Source organism: Algivirga pacifica (genome assembly GCF_039543525.1).
GTDB lineage: Bacteria > Bacteroidota > Bacteroidia > Cytophagales > Flammeovirgaceae > Algivirga > Algivirga pacifica.
The window spans coordinates 133,289-149,644 of record NZ_BAABJX010000052.1; the positions used below are offsets into that span (position 1 = coordinate 133,289).

General features: G+C 39.8%; 13 protein-coding genes. 10 read left to right on the forward strand and 3 right to left on the reverse strand.

Annotation, left to right across the window (positions count from 1 at the left end):
* The first annotated feature begins 97 nt into the window (after window positions 1-97).
* Window positions 98-484, forward strand: a complete 387-nt coding sequence (locus ABD985_RS16855; protein WP_345373771.1) for a response regulator — start codon at window positions 98-100, stop codon at window positions 482-484.
* Between the two features lie 155 nt (window positions 485-639).
* Window positions 640-915, forward strand: a complete 276-nt coding sequence (locus ABD985_RS16860) for a hypothetical protein (RefSeq protein WP_345373773.1) — start codon at window positions 640-642, stop codon at window positions 913-915.
* An 87-nt stretch (window positions 916-1,002) separates the two neighbouring features.
* Here the strand turns inward: ABD985_RS16860 and ABD985_RS16865 are convergent, their stop codons facing one another.
* Together ABD985_RS16865 and ABD985_RS16870 are read right to left on the reverse strand one after the other, a co-directional pair.
* Window positions 1,003-3,369, reverse strand: a complete 2,367-nt coding sequence (locus tag ABD985_RS16865) for a WG repeat-containing protein (RefSeq protein ID WP_345373774.1) — start codon at window positions 3,367-3,369, stop codon at window positions 1,003-1,005.
* On the reverse strand, window positions 3,347-3,961 hold the full coding sequence (locus ABD985_RS16870) for an NUDIX hydrolase (protein WP_345373776.1): 615 nt from the start codon (window positions 3,959-3,961) through the stop codon (window positions 3,347-3,349). Before ABD985_RS16870 ends, ABD985_RS16865 begins: the two co-directional genes overlap by 23 nt.
* Before the next feature lie 272 nt (window positions 3,962-4,233).
* Between ABD985_RS16870 and ABD985_RS16875 the strand changes: the two genes are divergently transcribed.
* The 5 genes from ABD985_RS16875 to ABD985_RS16895 all read left to right on the forward strand — a co-directional run bounded on the left by ABD985_RS16875 (window position 4,234) and on the right by ABD985_RS16895 (window position 10,345).
* Complete coding sequence (locus tag ABD985_RS16875) at window positions 4,234-5,583, forward strand: C69 family dipeptidase (RefSeq protein ID WP_345373777.1); 1,350 nt, start codon at window positions 4,234-4,236, stop codon at window positions 5,581-5,583.
* Window positions 5,584-5,723: 140 nt separating this feature from the next.
* The gene (dnaG, locus tag ABD985_RS16880) at window positions 5,724-7,724 is read left to right on the forward strand and encodes a DNA primase (protein ID WP_345373779.1); all 2,001 of its coding nucleotides are present in this window, start codon (window positions 5,724-5,726) and stop codon (window positions 7,722-7,724) included.
* Window positions 7,725-7,866: 142 nt separating this feature from the next.
* Window positions 7,867-8,688 (forward strand): bifunctional hydroxymethylpyrimidine kinase/phosphomethylpyrimidine kinase, encoded by an 822-nt coding sequence (gene thiD, locus ABD985_RS16885; RefSeq protein WP_345373781.1) that lies wholly within the window; start codon window positions 7,867-7,869, stop codon window positions 8,686-8,688.
* Between the two features lie 551 nt (window positions 8,689-9,239).
* Window positions 9,240-9,722 (forward strand): hypothetical protein, encoded by a 483-nt coding sequence (locus ABD985_RS16890; protein WP_345373783.1) that lies wholly within the window; start codon window positions 9,240-9,242, stop codon window positions 9,720-9,722.
* Between the two features lie 197 nt (window positions 9,723-9,919).
* A complete protein-coding gene (locus ABD985_RS16895; RefSeq protein WP_345373785.1) occupies window positions 9,920-10,345 on the forward strand; it encodes a hypothetical protein in 426 nt (141 codons plus the stop codon).
* A 78-nt stretch (window positions 10,346-10,423) separates the two neighbouring features.
* On the opposite strand, the gene ABD985_RS16900 is transcribed toward ABD985_RS16895, so the two are convergent.
* A complete protein-coding gene (locus tag ABD985_RS16900) occupies window positions 10,424-10,558 on the reverse strand; it encodes a bacteriocin (RefSeq protein ID WP_345373787.1) in 135 nt (44 codons plus the stop codon).
* 283 nt (window positions 10,559-10,841) lie between these two features.
* Between ABD985_RS16900 and ABD985_RS16905 the strand changes: the two genes are divergently transcribed.
* From ABD985_RS16905 to ABD985_RS16915, 3 genes are all read left to right on the forward strand, one after another.
* Window positions 10,842-13,625 carry a TonB-dependent receptor gene (locus tag ABD985_RS16905; RefSeq protein ID WP_345373789.1) on the forward strand — a complete coding sequence of 928 codons (2,784 nt, stop codon included), beginning with the start codon at window positions 10,842-10,844 and terminating at the stop codon, window positions 13,623-13,625.
* 279 nt (window positions 13,626-13,904) lie between these two features.
* A complete protein-coding gene (locus ABD985_RS16910) occupies window positions 13,905-14,831 on the forward strand; it encodes a sirohydrochlorin chelatase (protein ID WP_345373791.1) in 927 nt (308 codons plus the stop codon).
* A 73-nt stretch (window positions 14,832-14,904) separates the two neighbouring features.
* Window positions 14,905-16,347 carry an FMN-binding protein gene (locus ABD985_RS16915; protein WP_345373793.1) on the forward strand — a complete coding sequence of 481 codons (1,443 nt, stop codon included), beginning with the start codon at window positions 14,905-14,907 and terminating at the stop codon, window positions 16,345-16,347.
* Window positions 16,348-16,356 lie beyond the last annotated feature (9 nt).

Here is a 16,356-nt window from a genome sequence, read left to right on the forward strand (position 1 = left end):
AAGTGACACCTTTTAAACAACCCATAAAATGAGATGAAGGTGAGCTTGTCTCTTTGCAAACATTTTCTCTCAGATTGAAAACTAAAACACCAGTATTATGGCAAGAAAAGTTCTTATAGCAGAGGATAGTGCAGTAATTCAGAATATTACACGTAAAGTCCTTCAATTTCAAAATTTCGAAATTGTATCCGTAAAGGATGGTGTATCGGCACTTAATGAGATAAAGTCTTCTGACTTTGATGTAGTTTTGATGGACATCAATATGCCTACAATGAATGGCATGGAGTGCGCCAAGCAAATTCGTGCAATGGAGGATCCAAATAAAGCAGGTATCCCTATTGTTGCAATTACCGGAAATGCACAAAACTTTACGGTAGATCAGTTCAAGGCGGTAGGAATCAATGAGTACCTTCCAAAGCCTGTAGATTATGATCAGCTGATCGATACTGTCAATAAAGTAATTACGCAAGAAGTGAAAAACTGAGGTTTATATCCTGAAGTATACAACTACCAATCAATTTGACTAAGTGGTATAAGCCTTGTGCTATACCACTTTTTTTATGAGGAAAGGTTAGAATTTATATTTCAATCTTTAGCTTTGCTACGTTTGGAATAAAATTTTTTAAAGAAGCCGTAACGATGAAACCAACCAAAGGATTATTACATAAGATAGAAGATCTATTTGCTGAAACCCCCTACATATTGCGCTATGAAAAAGGGAGCTTCAATTCAGGGTATTGTATCTTGAAAAGTAATAAGGTGGTCGTGATCAATAAATATTACTCTGTGGAAGGAAAGGTGAATTCTTTGATTAATATTCTTAATGAGTTGGCAGAAGATATTGTGCTGGAGGAATTATCTGAAAAAAATCAAAAACTGTTTGAACAGCTGCTCGATCAGAAAAAAGACATTTAAGGTAAAAGGTAAAAGGTAAAAGGTAAAAGGTAAAAGGGTGCCCCTTGTGGGCACCCGATAGTTTGATAAAAGGGTATTATACCTCTCTTACAAAGGATAGACTTGAATTTCCTGCTTCTCGTACAGCAAGAAAGTACCATCCATAGCATTGTATTCTATGCGATCAAATTGGGGGAAATAGATGACCAATCCTCGAAGGTAATCCAATCCATATTTCCCTTCAGATTGCGTGATAACAAATCCGTTGCCTAAGTCTTTTAGTTGACTGTACTTTCCATAAATGCCTTGCATACCATCTTTTGCAAAAACACCTGCCTTACCATTTTCCTGAATAAGCCAGTTACCAGTAGGCAGTCGTTCGACATGTTCGTAGCGACAAGGTAAAATTTCTTTCCCTGAACGATGTAGTACGCCATACTTTCCTTTGTTTTTGACGATAGCCATACTATCCTCAAAAGGTGTGGCTTCTTCGTACTTAGGTTGGATGATAATACGATCTCTTTTATCCAAATATCCCCATTTATTTCCTAAACGAATAGGAGCTAGTCCTTCAGAGTAAGGCTGTACCGCTTCATAGCGAGCAGAGATACGAAGACGTCCCAGAAAATCTACAAATCCATAGCGTTGATGGATTTTCACAGGAGCATACCCTTCAGTTTGCTCACCAACCCATAATAAGTGATCATAGGCATCAGGGCCTGGTACGCCAGGCTCATAGAGGTGCTTGAAATATCGTTTTCCGTTTTTGTACATAAAGACAGTTTGATCTGCTCTCACAGTAGAAATGGAGTCGTACACAGGAGGAAGACAAGCTTCGCCCGCTTCGTTGATCAGACCAAATTTTCCACGATACTTACTGTAAACAGCCCCTTTCTTTACCTGTAACTCCATGATGTCCGTACGAAATACCTCAATGCCACTAGCGGTTAGAGTACCCCATTGCTCATTGTTTTTATATAAAAAGGTGCCCTCAGAAATACTCATAAGTTTATCGACAAAAGGAGAAATAACCCACTCACCCTCTCGGTTGATAACGCCATAATATTGTCCTTGACGAACAACGGCATAAGGACCATTAAAAGCCTCTGCATCTCGGTATATCAGTGGAATGACCTCTTGGAGCTCTTCATTTAGAAAACCATATTTCTGCCCATCAAATACACGATACATCTTACCTGACGGTTGATCAATATAGGGGTAACGTCCTTGGGTGATGTTACTTCCCTGATGGTCGTAAAGATCAGTATTATGGTCGGTCACTCGAAAAACCTCCGCTTGCTCTTGGGTGATTTTTTTATGAGCAACAGGTATAATGATCTCACCATTCTGATTAATGACTCCATAAAGACCATCTTTTCGGACGATACTTCTATTTTTGATAAAAGGGCCGATATGTTCGTACTGTCCAAAGAGCTTGATCTCTGCGTGTAAGGTGGTGATTCCTTTTTTTCCATGACTGTCAAAAAGAAATACTCCCTTTCCAATATTTTCCAACTTATCGTAATCCCACTGTCCCAACACTTCCTTGGAGGCTGTTACGGCAGTGATACGATGCATGGGAGTAATGATCGCAGTGGTGTCAGTTAATGCCACTTTACGGTAAATAGGAGCATAAATTTCTTTTCCCTCAGGGGATAGCAGTCCTTCTCGCCCATTTTGAGTAATGCGCATATATCCTTTGACATCAGGAAAGATATCATGGTACTGGAATGGCGTAAGTGCTTTTCCATTCACGTTGAAAAGAGCGTAAATACCTTCTTGTCGTACACGTAATAGCCCGTTGGGTAATTCCTCTATTAGTTCGTATTGACTACCAATAATTTCCTTCCCAGCCCCATCAAAAAGACGTATACGTACCGTGCCGTCCTCTCCATAGTGTCCTGCCAGGTAGCGATTTTTACGGTGAATTAGCGGTGTGATAAAATCAAAATAAGTTGCTAGCTTTTCTCTGCCTTTAGGATCGATTAATCCAAACAGTTCTTGCTGCAAGTTTTGGTTATAAACAGAAACTTTTGAAACACCATTTTCAAAGTACTCAAAAGAAGTGTATCGGGGTTCCAGAACGACTTTTCCTTTTTTATCTATCAATCCCCATAACCCTTCAGCAGTTTGTATGGCAATATACTTGCCTTCGTAGAAGAAAAGCTGGGAGCTTTTCATCATATTACTCCAGCCAATAAAGGCATAAGGAGTCGTATTGAGTTTTTCTCCTTTCTTATTTAGTAAAAAGTATCCCTCAGAAGTACGTACTCTACCCAGCCCTTCAGAGAAAGAAGTTGCTTCTTCATAAGAGGGTGCGATAATGTAGGAGGAGCTATCCGTACGATGAATATATCCCACCTTCTGATGTTCTGTAGACAGTAAAGGAACAAGCATGTCCTGTGCCTGTAGTGAGGTATGTAGTAATGTACTTCCTATTAAGGCGATTCCCTTAACGACGTTCAAAAATTTCATATATTTCTTTGATCGATGCGAATGTATTCTTCCAGACTTCCTGTTTAACTTCCTCCCTTGTCATCCAGCGTAAAGCTGTGATATCTTCTTCTTCTTGAGGTTTCATGTCAGAATCATTAGTGCAATGCATTGAGTACCAATGTGTACATTTTAGGATGTCCTTACCTTTTAATACATAAGTGTGCCATGTTTCCCCTACTTTTTCTCCTAGAGAAGCTTCTACCTGACATTCTTCCATTACTTCTCGGACAGCCGCCTCTTCAATCTCTTCCCCTGCATCTACATGTCCTTTAGGGAGGTCCCATTTGTCACGACGATGCATAAATAAGATGGTATCTTCCTTAGACACCAAGCCTCCGGCAGCATGTACTACCTTAAAATGTTCACTGACCTGCTTGACAGTTTTGGTGTAGTCCTTGACGTAAAATAATAAGGGTTTATGGCCTTGTACTTGTTTATCTCTTAGTTGACAGTAATGTTTCCATATGCTGTCAGCACTAATATTGCCATAAGTTACGTAACGGTGTTCATCTGAGGGGCGATCTCCTTCTTTTCGTATTTCTATGGCGGTATCTTCTACAAAAAACTTCATGGTAGTTTTGCTTATTGATCATTATCACAACATGGAATGCAAGGGTTTTCTACGAATGCATACACTAAGTAACAAAGGTAGGCGTTGAAAGCATGAAGTGAAAGTATTGTCAACAAGCTTTTCAAATGCATTGGAGATAGATGCGTGTTTTTTCTGAAAAAATTAATACTTTCATTATCCAATTAAGAGAATAATTTTTTGAATAAAGTAATAGACGTGGAAGGAGCTCTTTTAGAACTTTCCGCTTGTCTTCTTATTTCCAACCTGCACATATGTCTGATTTATTTGCGATAAGAGTAGCATCGTCCCCGGATTCTGAGGTTTTGTTTGGTATGAATATCAATGGCGTGCCGAATGAAGGTCAGTCTATTCTTAGAATTCCAGCTCAGAAAGATCCTCAATGGAAAGTGGTGGAAGCTACATTTATGGAACTACCACAACATACACACACGTATGAGGTATTGCTCTCCAAGGCAAAACAGTATTGGGGGGCACATATGGGACTGAATGAAAAAGGGGTATGTATTGGCGTGACAGCGACTCGAACAAAGGTAAAACTGCCCGCTACCGATAGTGGATTGACAGCGTATGATCTTTTACGATTGGCTTTAGAGCGATCTGATTCTGCCAAAGCAGCAGTGAAGGAAATTACGGAGTTGAGTCAACAGTTTGGGGTAAATCCCCTGATGCATTTTGCTGGCAAGCAAGAGCGATCGTCTTTTAGTTTTTTGATCACAGATCGAAAGCATATTTATGTTTTGGAGTTTGTAGGAGCTGAGTGGGCTTATCAGGAAATAAAAGCGGATGTGGCAGTACTTTCAGGAGAAATGGTCTTGGAAGAAGACTTGCATGGACAGAGTGAAGGGCTAAAACAGTGGGCTTTGGATAAGCGTTGGTACAAGGAAGATAAGCCGTTTAACTTTCATCAAGTTTTTGGAAAGGCCGGAGTATTATCCAAGCATAAAAAGGGTAAACGACAATTGCTAATAGAGAAAGCATTGGATAACCTACAAGGAGACTATACTGTGAAAGGGTTAATGGAATTATTGAGTAGCCACAAAAAAGTGGGGAAAAAATTTAAACCTTCTAGCTCAACAGATAAAGATCTTTGCAAACATGCTAACAAGAATACCCCTTGGCAGACCAATAACTCTGTGGTAGTAAATATTCGTCAGAAGGTGGAGGATAATGTTTGCTGGTTTACAGGAACTTCTACCCCTAGTATGTCTTTGTACAAACCTTTCTTTATTCCGGGTGATAATATCTACGAAGGGTTATTTAAGGAAGCAACCTTACTGAAAAATGATTCCCTTTGGTGGAGGCATGAGTCCTTCCAGCGATTAGTGTCTTTGAATTTTAAGCGTAATCGTCCCGGTTTTGAGCAAGAAAGAGTCGAAATACAGGAACGACTACTGCAAACCGAAGAACTTTTCCGAATAGAAAAAGCCGATAGCTATATGCGTAACAAGCTCTCTGAGGATAGCTTAAAGATACACATGAAGAAGATTCTTGAATGGGAATTTGAGATTAAGAAGCACTATAGAAGCTTAGGGCAGTTCACACCAGTCTACAAAGGGTATGTGAAGCAGCTTAACCAGGAAGTGACTGCCGCTATAGAGTAATAAAAATGAAGAATGAAGAATTATTAATTAAGAATTCTTCATTCTTCATCCTTCATTAAAAACTGAAATCCTTATCTTTGTAGGAAGATTGATGATTGACTTCATCAATGGTTTTTCTTCATTCTAAAAAGATAAGAACGTTGTCAATTTCTCAAGAGACTATACAGAAAGTAAAGGATGCCGTCGATATTGTGGATATCGTGGAAGACTTCGTGACGCTCAAGAAAAAAGGGCATTACTGGTCTGGCTTGTGTCCTTTTCATGACGACAAAAGTCCTTCTTTTACCGTAACACCTTCCCGTGGTATTTATAAGTGTTTTTCTTGTGGAGCAGCAGGAGATGCCATTGGCTTTGTAAAAGAGTTAGAAGGATTGACCTATATCGAAACCATCAAGTACTTGGGAAAAAAGTATGGGATTGAGATACAGGAAAAAGAACTCACCAGCGACGAAAAAGCCAAACAGGAGCACAAGGAAAGTCTTTTTATTGCCCTGAACTATGCCAAGGATTTCTTTATTGAGAAAATGACGAAAACGTCTGAAGGGAAATCCGTGGGGATAGGTTATTTCAAGGAAAGAGGCTTTCATAACCAAACGATCGAAAACTTTGAGCTAGGGTATAGCCTTAATCAATGGGATGCTTTCGAGAAAGCAGCACTCCAAAAAGGGTTTAAGGAGGACATTCTGGAAGCGGCAGGGTTGATCATGCGCAAGGAGGATAGAAAGTATGACCGTTTCCGAAGTCGGGTGATGTTCCCTATCCATAACCTGGCGGGCCGGGTAATTGCCTTTGGTGCTCGTACCCTAAAGAAGGATGATAAGCCCAAGTATCTTAACTCACCAGAAACAGAGGTATACCATAAAAGTGATGTCCTATACGGAATTTTTCAGGCGAAGAATGCTCTTCGTATGGAGGATAATGCCCTTTTGGTAGAAGGGTATACCGATGTACTTTCCTTACATCAGTCGGGTATAGAAAATGTAGTGGCCAGTTCCGGTACGGCCTTGACGGAGGGACAGATCAAGTTGGTAAAGCGATTTACCAATAATATGACGGTCCTCTATGATGGAGATGAGGCCGGGATTAAAGCTTCCTTAAGAGGTACTGACCTTATTCTGGAACAAGGAATGGACGTAAGGGTAGTGGTATTGCCGGAAGGACAAGACCCAGACAGTTACTGTCGTGAGTTGGGAGGGCAACGCTTTAAGGAATATATAGACAAGCACGCCCGTGACTTTATTCTGTTCAAAACGGATGTGCTCTTAAAGGGTGCCGAGAATGACCCCATCAAGAAGGCAAATGTTACCAGGGATATTGTACAAAGTATTGCTAAGATTCCCGATCCCATCAAGCAATCTGTGTTCTATAAAGAGTGTGCTAAGTTGCTGAATATTCCCGAGGAACTCTTGATTTCCGAAGGGGAGAAAATCAAGCAAAAAGTTATAGATCAAAAAGAAAAAGCACAGAATAGACAACGCAGGGAGTGGGAGCAAACGCCACCACCACCACCGGAGTACTATGCGGATATTCCTCAGGATATACCACCTATTCATGAAGAAGTTATTCCCCAAGTAGAAGAGAGGGTAGTATCAAACGATCAAAGTTTTTACACAAAAGATCATATTAAACTACTTCAAGCTAGAGAGGAGGAACTGATACGGGTATTATTGCTTTATGGTCAAACTTCAATAGGAGTTAATGGTGATAAGCTATATCACTTCTTGTTTGATGATTTAGACTCTATAGTTATCACAAAGCCGGTGTTTCATGAAATTATTATTACTTATAAAAACGAAGCAGCTTTAAGACGAGATCCTGATGCACAGTTTTTCTTGGATCATGAAGATAAAGCGGTACGTGAGTTTGCTGAAGAGTGCTTAATGATAGACCGTCAATTTAGTCCTAACTGGGAAGAAAAGCATAGAATATATACACCTCTAAAGGATGAGAATTTGCCAAAATTGGTTAATAATACTATGCTTTGGTTGAATCTACGTTCGTATGAGAAGAAGTGCTTTGATTATATACGTAAAATAGGTCAAGTAGAAGGGAAAGAACAACAGGCTTTATTGACTGATTTAATGTGTTGTACAGAGAAAAAGAATGCGTTTGCAAAAGAGTTAGGAGTAGTGATCTCTTAGTGATGGGTAAATATTCAAAACTTAATAACGCAACGACCAGTATATATAATCGAACCATTAGGATCTCAACTCACCAAAGGTGAAGCTCAACAAAGCGAAGCTTTAACTCAACCTGCGGCGCAAGCCGCCTCAACAAAAGCATATGAAGTATACGAAAATATTGACGATTGCCGGTTCCGATAGCGGAGGGGGAGCAGGCATACAGGCAGATTTGAAGACCTTTGCCGCATTGGAGTGTTACGGGATGTCAGCCATTACGGCAGTAACGGCGCAAAATACCCATGGGGTACAGGATATACATCCTATTCCACTAAAGACGCTGGAGGCGCAGATCCGAGTGATTATGGAAGATATGGGGGCTGATGCCGTCAAAATCGGGATGTTGCATAATAAGGAAACAGTGGAGTTGGTGGCCGATATGATGCGTTACTACGAACCAAAACATTTAGTGGTAGACCCCGTGATGGTTTCTACTTCGGGGCATATTTTGTTAGAAGAGAGTGCGATTGATAGTATTGTTGATAAGCTTTTTCCTTTGGCGACAGTGATTACACCTAATCTACCAGAAGCAGAAGTGGTTTTACAGAGACGGTTAGACACGGATCATCTCTTAAAGGAAGCAGAGCAATTGTTACAATACGGAAGTCAGTCGGTATTGTTAAAAGGAGGGCATTTAGAAGGAAGAATACAGGATACTTGGGTCGGTAAAGGATATACGCCCCTGGTCATTACTCACGATAAAATTGCCACCAAGAATACGCATGGTACAGGCTGTACGTTGAGTAGTGCTATCGCAGCACTTTTGGGACGAGGAGTCGCTATCGACGTGGCGGTAGAAAAAGCCATTGAGTATATCGGCTTGGCCATTCAGCAAGGAGCAAATATGCACTTGAGTGATGGAAAGGGACCTGTAAATCATTTTTTCCATTTCTGGAAGAAAAAGAATATAGAAGGTAAGAAGTAACAGGTTAAAGGTAAAAAGTAATTATATCTAGAAACTGGTCGTAGCGTCCCTAGAAACTGGTCGTAGGCTCCAGCCTACGACCTGCAGCGGGTTTGCACTACTCCCAAAAGTTGATAAGATGAGTCATCCCATATTAACATTTAAGGGGTGGCTCATATTTTTTTCTTTAAAAAGTGCCTTTATATATCTAAAAATGGCCTTGAAGAATTGCCGTTAAAATTTTTAATCGTAAAAGCGTTAAGAAAATTCCATTGTTTGAGCGCAGCGAGTTTGGAATTTTTAGCTTTTGCGATTAGAAATTAGGCAAATTCTTCAAAGCCTTGATTTTTTTGCTTCGTTTTTTCATCAAGGAAAAAATGAAGAAGCTCATAAAGGGCTTGTGAGATAGTTGTAAAGGGATGAATTCTCAGAAAGCTAAGCCATTTGTTAATATGGGATGATTCATGTTTTTTCTTTTATGACTCAAAGCTTCAAGTTCCAACCATTTTGAGGTTTCATGACTCTTTACAATGTATGTATTCAAACATTTTCATAATCCAAATATGATAGTCATGAAATTGACCAATAATTCCATACTTTTTTTACTGCTGTTTTCATTTTTAACCTTTAGTTGCGAAGAGGAGCTAGAGCCTACTTATCAAGAGTTAGAAGGAACTTGGAGAGTTTACCAGTACGAGTTTCATAATTCCGATAATCCAACGAAAATAATCGCAGAGGATAGTGCTTCCCGGATTCAGTTTAAGGGAGAGGAGTATCAGACCCAGTTGCCTCCATACCTTGCTCGTGTGGCTGATTATACTCCTGCACCTTGGGAGAGGTATACTCTTTATTATTATGACAGTTTGGGAGGAGAAGCATTAGCCGAGGAGCGGTTGTTTATTGATTTTGAGTTTGATGATGAGTATTCATATATGCCAGAAGGACCTATTACACTAACGGAAGACTTCTTGACCATTGAGCCTCAACCAATCAGTAATTCCAATGCCTTGTCAATTATTTTATTCAAGAAGATAGTTTATAAAAGAGTTGAGTAAAGGAGGTACAGTATAATGGTTAAGATGGAGGCTGTCACATGATATATGTTTATGGTTTATGCTCGATAAGCAGCGTTGATTTAAAAAGCTATCGCATTAAATAATGTGAAAAAGTAGACACTGTTTCAACCTATTTTTCACTTCCTGTTTCTTTGAAATACATAGCTCAAAAAATCAAAGATTCTAAACAAACTTTTATGAAACATTTTTCTTTAATCCCATTACTATTTATCCTTATTCAGTTCAGCAGTTGCCAATCCGAAATACGCCCTACCAAAAAAGAACTACAAGGAAGCTGGAGAGAGTTTAAGTATGTCGGAGGAATTGCAGGTCTCAATGAGACCATACCAAGTGGCAAGGCTTCTATCCTTCACTTTGATGGAGGCAAGTATGAAGTAGAGTTGCCTGAAATGTTGACACCTTATTTTGAGTTAGCTGAAGGGGACAGGGAAGGAAGTTATAAACTTTCTTATGATGAGAGCCTTATTTTAAAGAAAGAAACCTTGATGATCTCCTTGACGGATACTTGGGGAGGAATACTGGAAATAAATGGAGATACTATGAGTATAGGGCAGGATGTATATGATGGTACGGCAGTTGTTTACCTGAGAGTTACGGAGTAAAGTTAGTTATGAGTGATGAGTTATGAATTTTAACTTTTTCTTAAGCATCACTCATAACTCATCACTCCAAATTCCCTTCTACAGCATAGGCACAGGAAGTCTAGTGTTTTTCTTGATGTAGTCATACATCATCACAAATAGTCCCACCAAAGCGGTCTTAAAACCGACACCACCTTGTACTGCTTGCATCTCTTGTTTTGTTAATTCTTTCATCTTAATCAATGGGTTTTCGTTAAACGTTAATTTTACTATGGTTCAAAGGTGGGGCGACTCAGGGTAATAATATGGTACCGGAGCTAATGTATGTTAACGTCAAAAAAAACTCACTTCTTATATGCTCGGTTTGGTCGATGAAATCACCCGATACTTCTATTCTTTTTTGAATAGGGGTATCGGGTATTTACTTTGGAGCTGTAGAATCATTTAACAATTCAACTCACCAAAGGTGGAGTTAAAACGATTCAACAGGAAACAGACTTTATACGACTAAATGAATATGATGCGTACCCTACTCCTTATACTATTTACCATGATCACCACTTCTGTATGGGCACAAGGTGTCCTAATGGGAAAACTGGTGCAAGAACAAAAACAACCGCTGGAAGGAGCGAATGTCATGCTGTTAAGTAATGATACCTTGGGACAGCCTCCTTATCAGAAAATGACAGTAACCAATGAGCGAGGCTTTTTTCGCTTTCAGGAAGTACCTGAAGGGAACTATCAACTATTAATGACCTATATGGGGTATCAACGATTACAAATGTCCATCATGGTGAAGAAAGGATTTAATAATGCCAAAGTGTTGGAGATGGTACCGGATGAAAAAACCTTGGATGTCGTAGTGGTAGAAGATCAATCGGCCACAACGATTCAAGGTGATACGGTACAGTTCAAGGCTTCTTCCTTTCAAACCAACCCTGATGCCAGTGCGGAAGATTTGATACGAAAGATGCCCGGTATTGCTGTTGATCAGGAAGGTGTGAAGGCCGAGGGGGAAACAGTGCGGAAAGTATTGGTGGATGGTAAACCTTTTTTTGGAGATGATCCTTCTATTGCTTTAAAGAACCTTCCGGCTGAGATTATTGATAAGATTCAGGTTTTTGATAAACTCAGCGAGCAATCGGAGTTTACAGGAGTGGATGATGGGAATACGACTAAGACGATCAATATTATTACAAAGTCAGAAGTCAAGCAAAGCCAGTTTGGAAATCTGTATGGCGGATATGGTACAGATAGTCGCTACAAGGCAGGGGGAACGATCAATATTTTTAATGGGGAGCAGCGTATATCGATTATTGGGATGAGCAATAATGTGAGTATGCAGAACTTTGCGACAGAGGATATCATGGGAGTGGTAGGAACCTCGTCTCGAAGAAGAGGTCGTGGTAGAGGTGCAGGAGGGCCGAGAGGAGGGGCTTCCGAAAACTTTATGATAGGACAGCAAGAAGGAATTGCCACAACACATGCCTTTGGCGTAAACTATAATGATCAATGGGGTGAGAAGACGGAGGTCAGTGGTAGTTATTTCTTTAATATGACAGAAACCAATAGTGATCAACAACTTTTCCGTACTTACCTCAATGATAGCGGGCAGCGTTATGAGGAAGATAATCTTTTGCAAAGTACCAATGCCAATCATCGCTTGTCTATGCGCATAGACCATAAGTTCAATGAAAAAACATCTTTATTGATTCGTCCTAGGGTAAGCTTGCAACAATATAATGCAGTAGATAACCTTACGGGAACCAACTTTCTGGAAGAAAATAATATAATGCTGAATAGTATTGTGAATGAAAATATGAAGGATCGCCTGGGGGTGCAACTGAATAATGATATGCTGTTACGTCATCGTTTTGAGAAAAGAGGAAGAACCATTTCCCTGAACTTATCAACAGCAGCGAATAATCAGGAAGGAGAAGAATCAATCTATGCAGAGCAGCTACTGGAAAGAACTCAGGAGATGATTACGACTCAGCAACAAGTACTGCAGACTAATGGAGGGTATACGTTATCAGGGGACTTGGTCTATACGGAACCTGTTTCCAAAAATAGCAGTTTGATGTTTCGTTACCAGTCCTCCTATGCCCATAATACCTCAGAGCGAGAAACGTATGACCTATTGGAGGAAAGCGAGGTATTAGATAGTCTATATTCCAATTATTTTGATAACGATTACCTTACACACAAAGGAGGTATTGCATTTAATTATAGAAAGAGAGGAGAGAATAGAAAGTTCTCTATGTTGATGCTTGGGGTGGATTACCAACGTGCCAGTTTACTGTCTGAGCAAACCTACCCACTGATTGATGCGAATGAATATCAATTTGACAATCTATTACCTCATGCTCGTTGGATGATCAGGGAAGGAAGAAACAGTATGCTGATGCTTTCTTATCGTACCCGAACCAATGCCCCTTCCATTACGCAGTTACAGAATGTGGTTGATAATAGCAATCCTCAGCAATTATCTTCGGGGAATGCTAATTTGGAGCAAGCGTACTCCCATTCCTTAAATTTTAGATATAGAAATAGTCAGTTGGGACAAGGACAGAGTTTATTTGGCTTTGTAAACGTGACATTGGATCAGAATCATATTGGAAGCAGTACTGTGATTGCTGAAGAAGATATGCTGATAGAGGGAGTGGCTTTGCCAGCAGGAGGAACTTATACCCAGCCAATAAATGTTGAGGGATATTTTAATGCTCGGGCATTACTAAATTACGGAGTAGCCACAGAGTGGATTAAATCCAACATTAACCTGACTACAGGAGCGAGTTATACCCATAGTCCAGGGGTGATCAATGACGAGATCAATGAAGTCAATACCAAAGCGATGAACTATGGTGTAGTGGTTGCCAGTAATATTAGCCCGATGGTGGACTTTACATTATCGACTACGGGGGAGTATAGTATTGCTAAAAATACCTTGCAACCAGTCTTGGATAATAATTACTATAAGCAAACGACAGGAGGGAGTCTGAATTATATTTTTGGTAAGGGCTTTGTATTCCGCACAGATCTTAATCATATCTGGTATACAGGATTGTCGGATGAACTGAATCAGAATTTCTTGATCTGGAATGCAAGTTTAGGTAAGAAATTATTCAAAGATCAGAGAGGAGAACTTCGTCTGGAAGTATTTGATTTACTGAATCAGAATCAGGCATTGAGTAGAACTATTTCGGATGCTTACCTGGAGGATACCAGAACCAATGTATTGACACAGTATTTTATGCTAACGTTTCGATATAAGTTGAGTCATATCAAGACTGGAATATAATGAAGTAAAAAAGTGCAAGAGAGTAGTATATACGGACCGAGAAGTAAGGAGATTACTCTTTACTTCTCGGTTTTTGTTTAATAAAAAGGTTTATATTTTTAACTTATTTTAACTAATTACATTAACTTGTTATCAAAGTATTGTTTTTCAGTGCTTTAATGGTGTTTAATTAAGTGATTTTCATGCTTTCTGAATCATTGCTGCTTTTTCTTATTTAAAATTAGTCTAATTTAGTGATGCAATTAATAATTAGTCTAAATAAAATTTAAAAATTAATCGATGAAACTAATTACAAACACACTTTGGACATTGTTGGTGACAATGTTACTTTTTTCATGTTCAGCAGAGCAACAAGCTTCAAAAGGAAGTGCTAATCATAGTGATCAACCGAAAGTAGGGGTATTGCTAGTAAACCATGGTTCTGTATCAGAGAACTGGAGAAATATGTTGTTGGATATTGAGGCCAATGTAGAAGATAGTATTATGGCATCGGGTGTGGTATCTGAAGTGAGAACGGCATTTATGGAGTATACTGAGCCTTCTATTGCCACACAGCTAAAATGGTTTGATCAGGAAGGGTATGATGAGGTCGTGATTGTTCCTATTTTTTTGACAATTAGCTCTCACACGAATAAGGATATTCCTACGATTGCAGGTATTGCGAATAATCCTGATGTAAAGAAGCAATTGGAGTCTGAAAAAATCGAAACATATAAAGCAAAAGCGAAAGTGACGATTGCTCCTCTATTGGATTACCCTAGCGTATTGAAGAAGAACATTACCAGAAGAGTCAAAGCTTTGAGTGATGGTTCCGGAAATGAGGGAGTAGCCTTGATCGCTTACGGTGATGCAGAGTTCAATCAACAGTGGGAAGAAATGGTAGAAGACCTAGGGAAATACCTGAAAGTACAAACAGGGATTGGAACCATCTCTTACGGATGGTGTGGACACTTGGTACGTTACTCTAGCGAGCCAACTAAAAAAGCGATTGAGCAAGTGTTGGAGTTGGAGGACAAAGCAATTGTTATTCCTGTATTGGTAGCAAATGATGAGTACTTCCAGGGAGAGATCATCCAGAAAGGAGTAGACATGATTGGTGATAAGGACAAAGTGATTTACAAGCAAGATGCGATTTTGCCAGATCCGTATATCAACCAATGGGTAATTGATATCGTGAAGCAAACCGTAGAAGAGGTTGTATTATAAAATACAACCGTAGGGGTGTGATGAATCGCATCCCCATATAATCACAATAGATTTACAGCAAATAGGCACAGCAATGAAAAAGCATCTCCGTATCGACTACCGCAAGTCACTAATCACAGTAACGATCTTAGGGGTATTCGTTTTTTTTGGGATCAATGGATCGATTAACGAGCAGACGGAAGCATTACATTTTGAGACATTGGAAAATGAGTTCTTTCCTGCCAAGTTGGTACTACCGAATGAAAAAATGGTTGTCTCTCATGGAATCTTGAGCACCGGCAATCACGGGATCAAGTTGGAGTATGGGTTGTTGACTCCTGGTAAAAAGGAGCAAGATGCTTTTGGGTTGCTTTCTTCCGGCAAGGAAGTGTCTTCTTTGCATGATAATGAGTGGGCAGAAACGATGGAGCAACGTTTGTTCTCTATACTAGGTGCTGAAGCAACCTTTGAGGTGATGCAGCAAGAAGAATTTTGTTTTGCAGAGATTTATGAAAAAGGCCGCTTGGTTAATCTGTATGTAGAAAACTATGCGCACAATAAGGTACAAGGCTATGCCGGACCAATTTATGTAGGGGCTTTTCTGGATCTTAGGGGAGAAATAGAGGAAGTACGTTACCTTACCTCCAAGGAGACGGAAAGTTACCTTAGAAAAATTAGTCGCTCAGGGTATTATGAGCAGTACAAAGGAATAGCCCTGGAAGAAGAAAGTGCTCAGGTAGATGCCATTTCTGGAGCCACGATTACGACAAAGGCCGTAGCGGAGTCCGTTACAGATATGATAGGGGTGTATGCTCCCCATTTGGATGTGTATTATGCTTCGGGACTAGACGCATTTTTGGTGAAAGCAGAACTAACCTATATCTGGATTATTCATCTTTTGTTTATGGTGTTGATAGTCTTGTTGACAAGCCTTCCGCAGATCAAGAAAACCAAGCGTATGCGTTTGTGGATTGCCTTGGCATCTTTGGGATATTTGGGGTTTACGCTGAATAGTTCGTTTACCTATATTACTTATTTACAACCTTTCATGGGTACCGAACTTTCCCTCTTTATGGCTGGATACGCACTCCTTACGTTATTGGGGGCAATCTGGGGGAAGAATATTTATTGCATATATATATGTCCGTTTGGTGCTGCTCAAATAATCTCTTTACGTTATTCGCCTTTCAAGAATAAGAAGCTGATCATTACCAACAAGCAAGCGGAATATATTCGCTATGGACTTACCTTAGTGTTGATCGCTGGCTTTGTCATGGGCTATAGGGACTTTGGGAGCTTTGAGTTGTTCCCGGATTTATTTGGTTTGGATTATACGTCTTACTGGTTTTTCCTGGCAGTATTTTTTGTCGTGATTTCCATGCGTTTTCCAATGCTATGGTGTAGAGTAACTTGCCCTACAGGATGTGTGCTGGATACCCTTCAAAAAATATCGGAAGCGAGTAAGTCCAAAAATAAAAAGACCGTTGCCCGTCCAAGAAAAACGCTAAAAAAGACAACAATTGCAGTGATTTCATGACCCTTTAGA

Coding starts and splice junctions, on each gene's coding strand:
- ABD985_RS16855 (WP_345373771.1), top strand. CDS start 98: ATGGCAAGAAAAGTTCTTATAGCAGAGGATAGTGCAGTAATTCAGAAT.
- ABD985_RS16860 (WP_345373773.1), top strand. CDS start 640: ATGAAACCAACCAAAGGATTATTACATAAGATAGAAGATCTATTTGCT.
- ABD985_RS16865 (WP_345373774.1), bottom strand. CDS start 3,369: ATGAAATTTTTGAACGTCGTTAAGGGAATCGCCTTAATAGGAAGTACA.
- ABD985_RS16870 (WP_345373776.1), bottom strand. CDS start 3,961: ATGAAGTTTTTTGTAGAAGATACCGCCATAGAAATACGAAAAGAAGGA.
- ABD985_RS16875 (WP_345373777.1), top strand. CDS start 4,234: ATGTCTGATTTATTTGCGATAAGAGTAGCATCGTCCCCGGATTCTGAG.
- thiD (WP_345373781.1), top strand. CDS start 7,867: ATGAAGTATACGAAAATATTGACGATTGCCGGTTCCGATAGCGGAGGG.
- ABD985_RS16890 (WP_345373783.1), top strand. CDS start 9,240: ATGAAATTGACCAATAATTCCATACTTTTTTTACTGCTGTTTTCATTT.
- ABD985_RS16895 (WP_345373785.1), top strand. CDS start 9,920: ATGAAACATTTTTCTTTAATCCCATTACTATTTATCCTTATTCAGTTC.
- ABD985_RS16900 (WP_345373787.1), bottom strand. CDS start 10,558: ATGAAAGAATTAACAAAACAAGAGATGCAAGCAGTACAAGGTGGTGTC.
- ABD985_RS16905 (WP_345373789.1), top strand. CDS start 10,842: ATGATGCGTACCCTACTCCTTATACTATTTACCATGATCACCACTTCT.
- ABD985_RS16910 (WP_345373791.1), top strand. CDS start 13,905: ATGAAACTAATTACAAACACACTTTGGACATTGTTGGTGACAATGTTA.
- ABD985_RS16915 (WP_345373793.1), top strand. CDS start 14,905: ATGAAAAAGCATCTCCGTATCGACTACCGCAAGTCACTAATCACAGTA.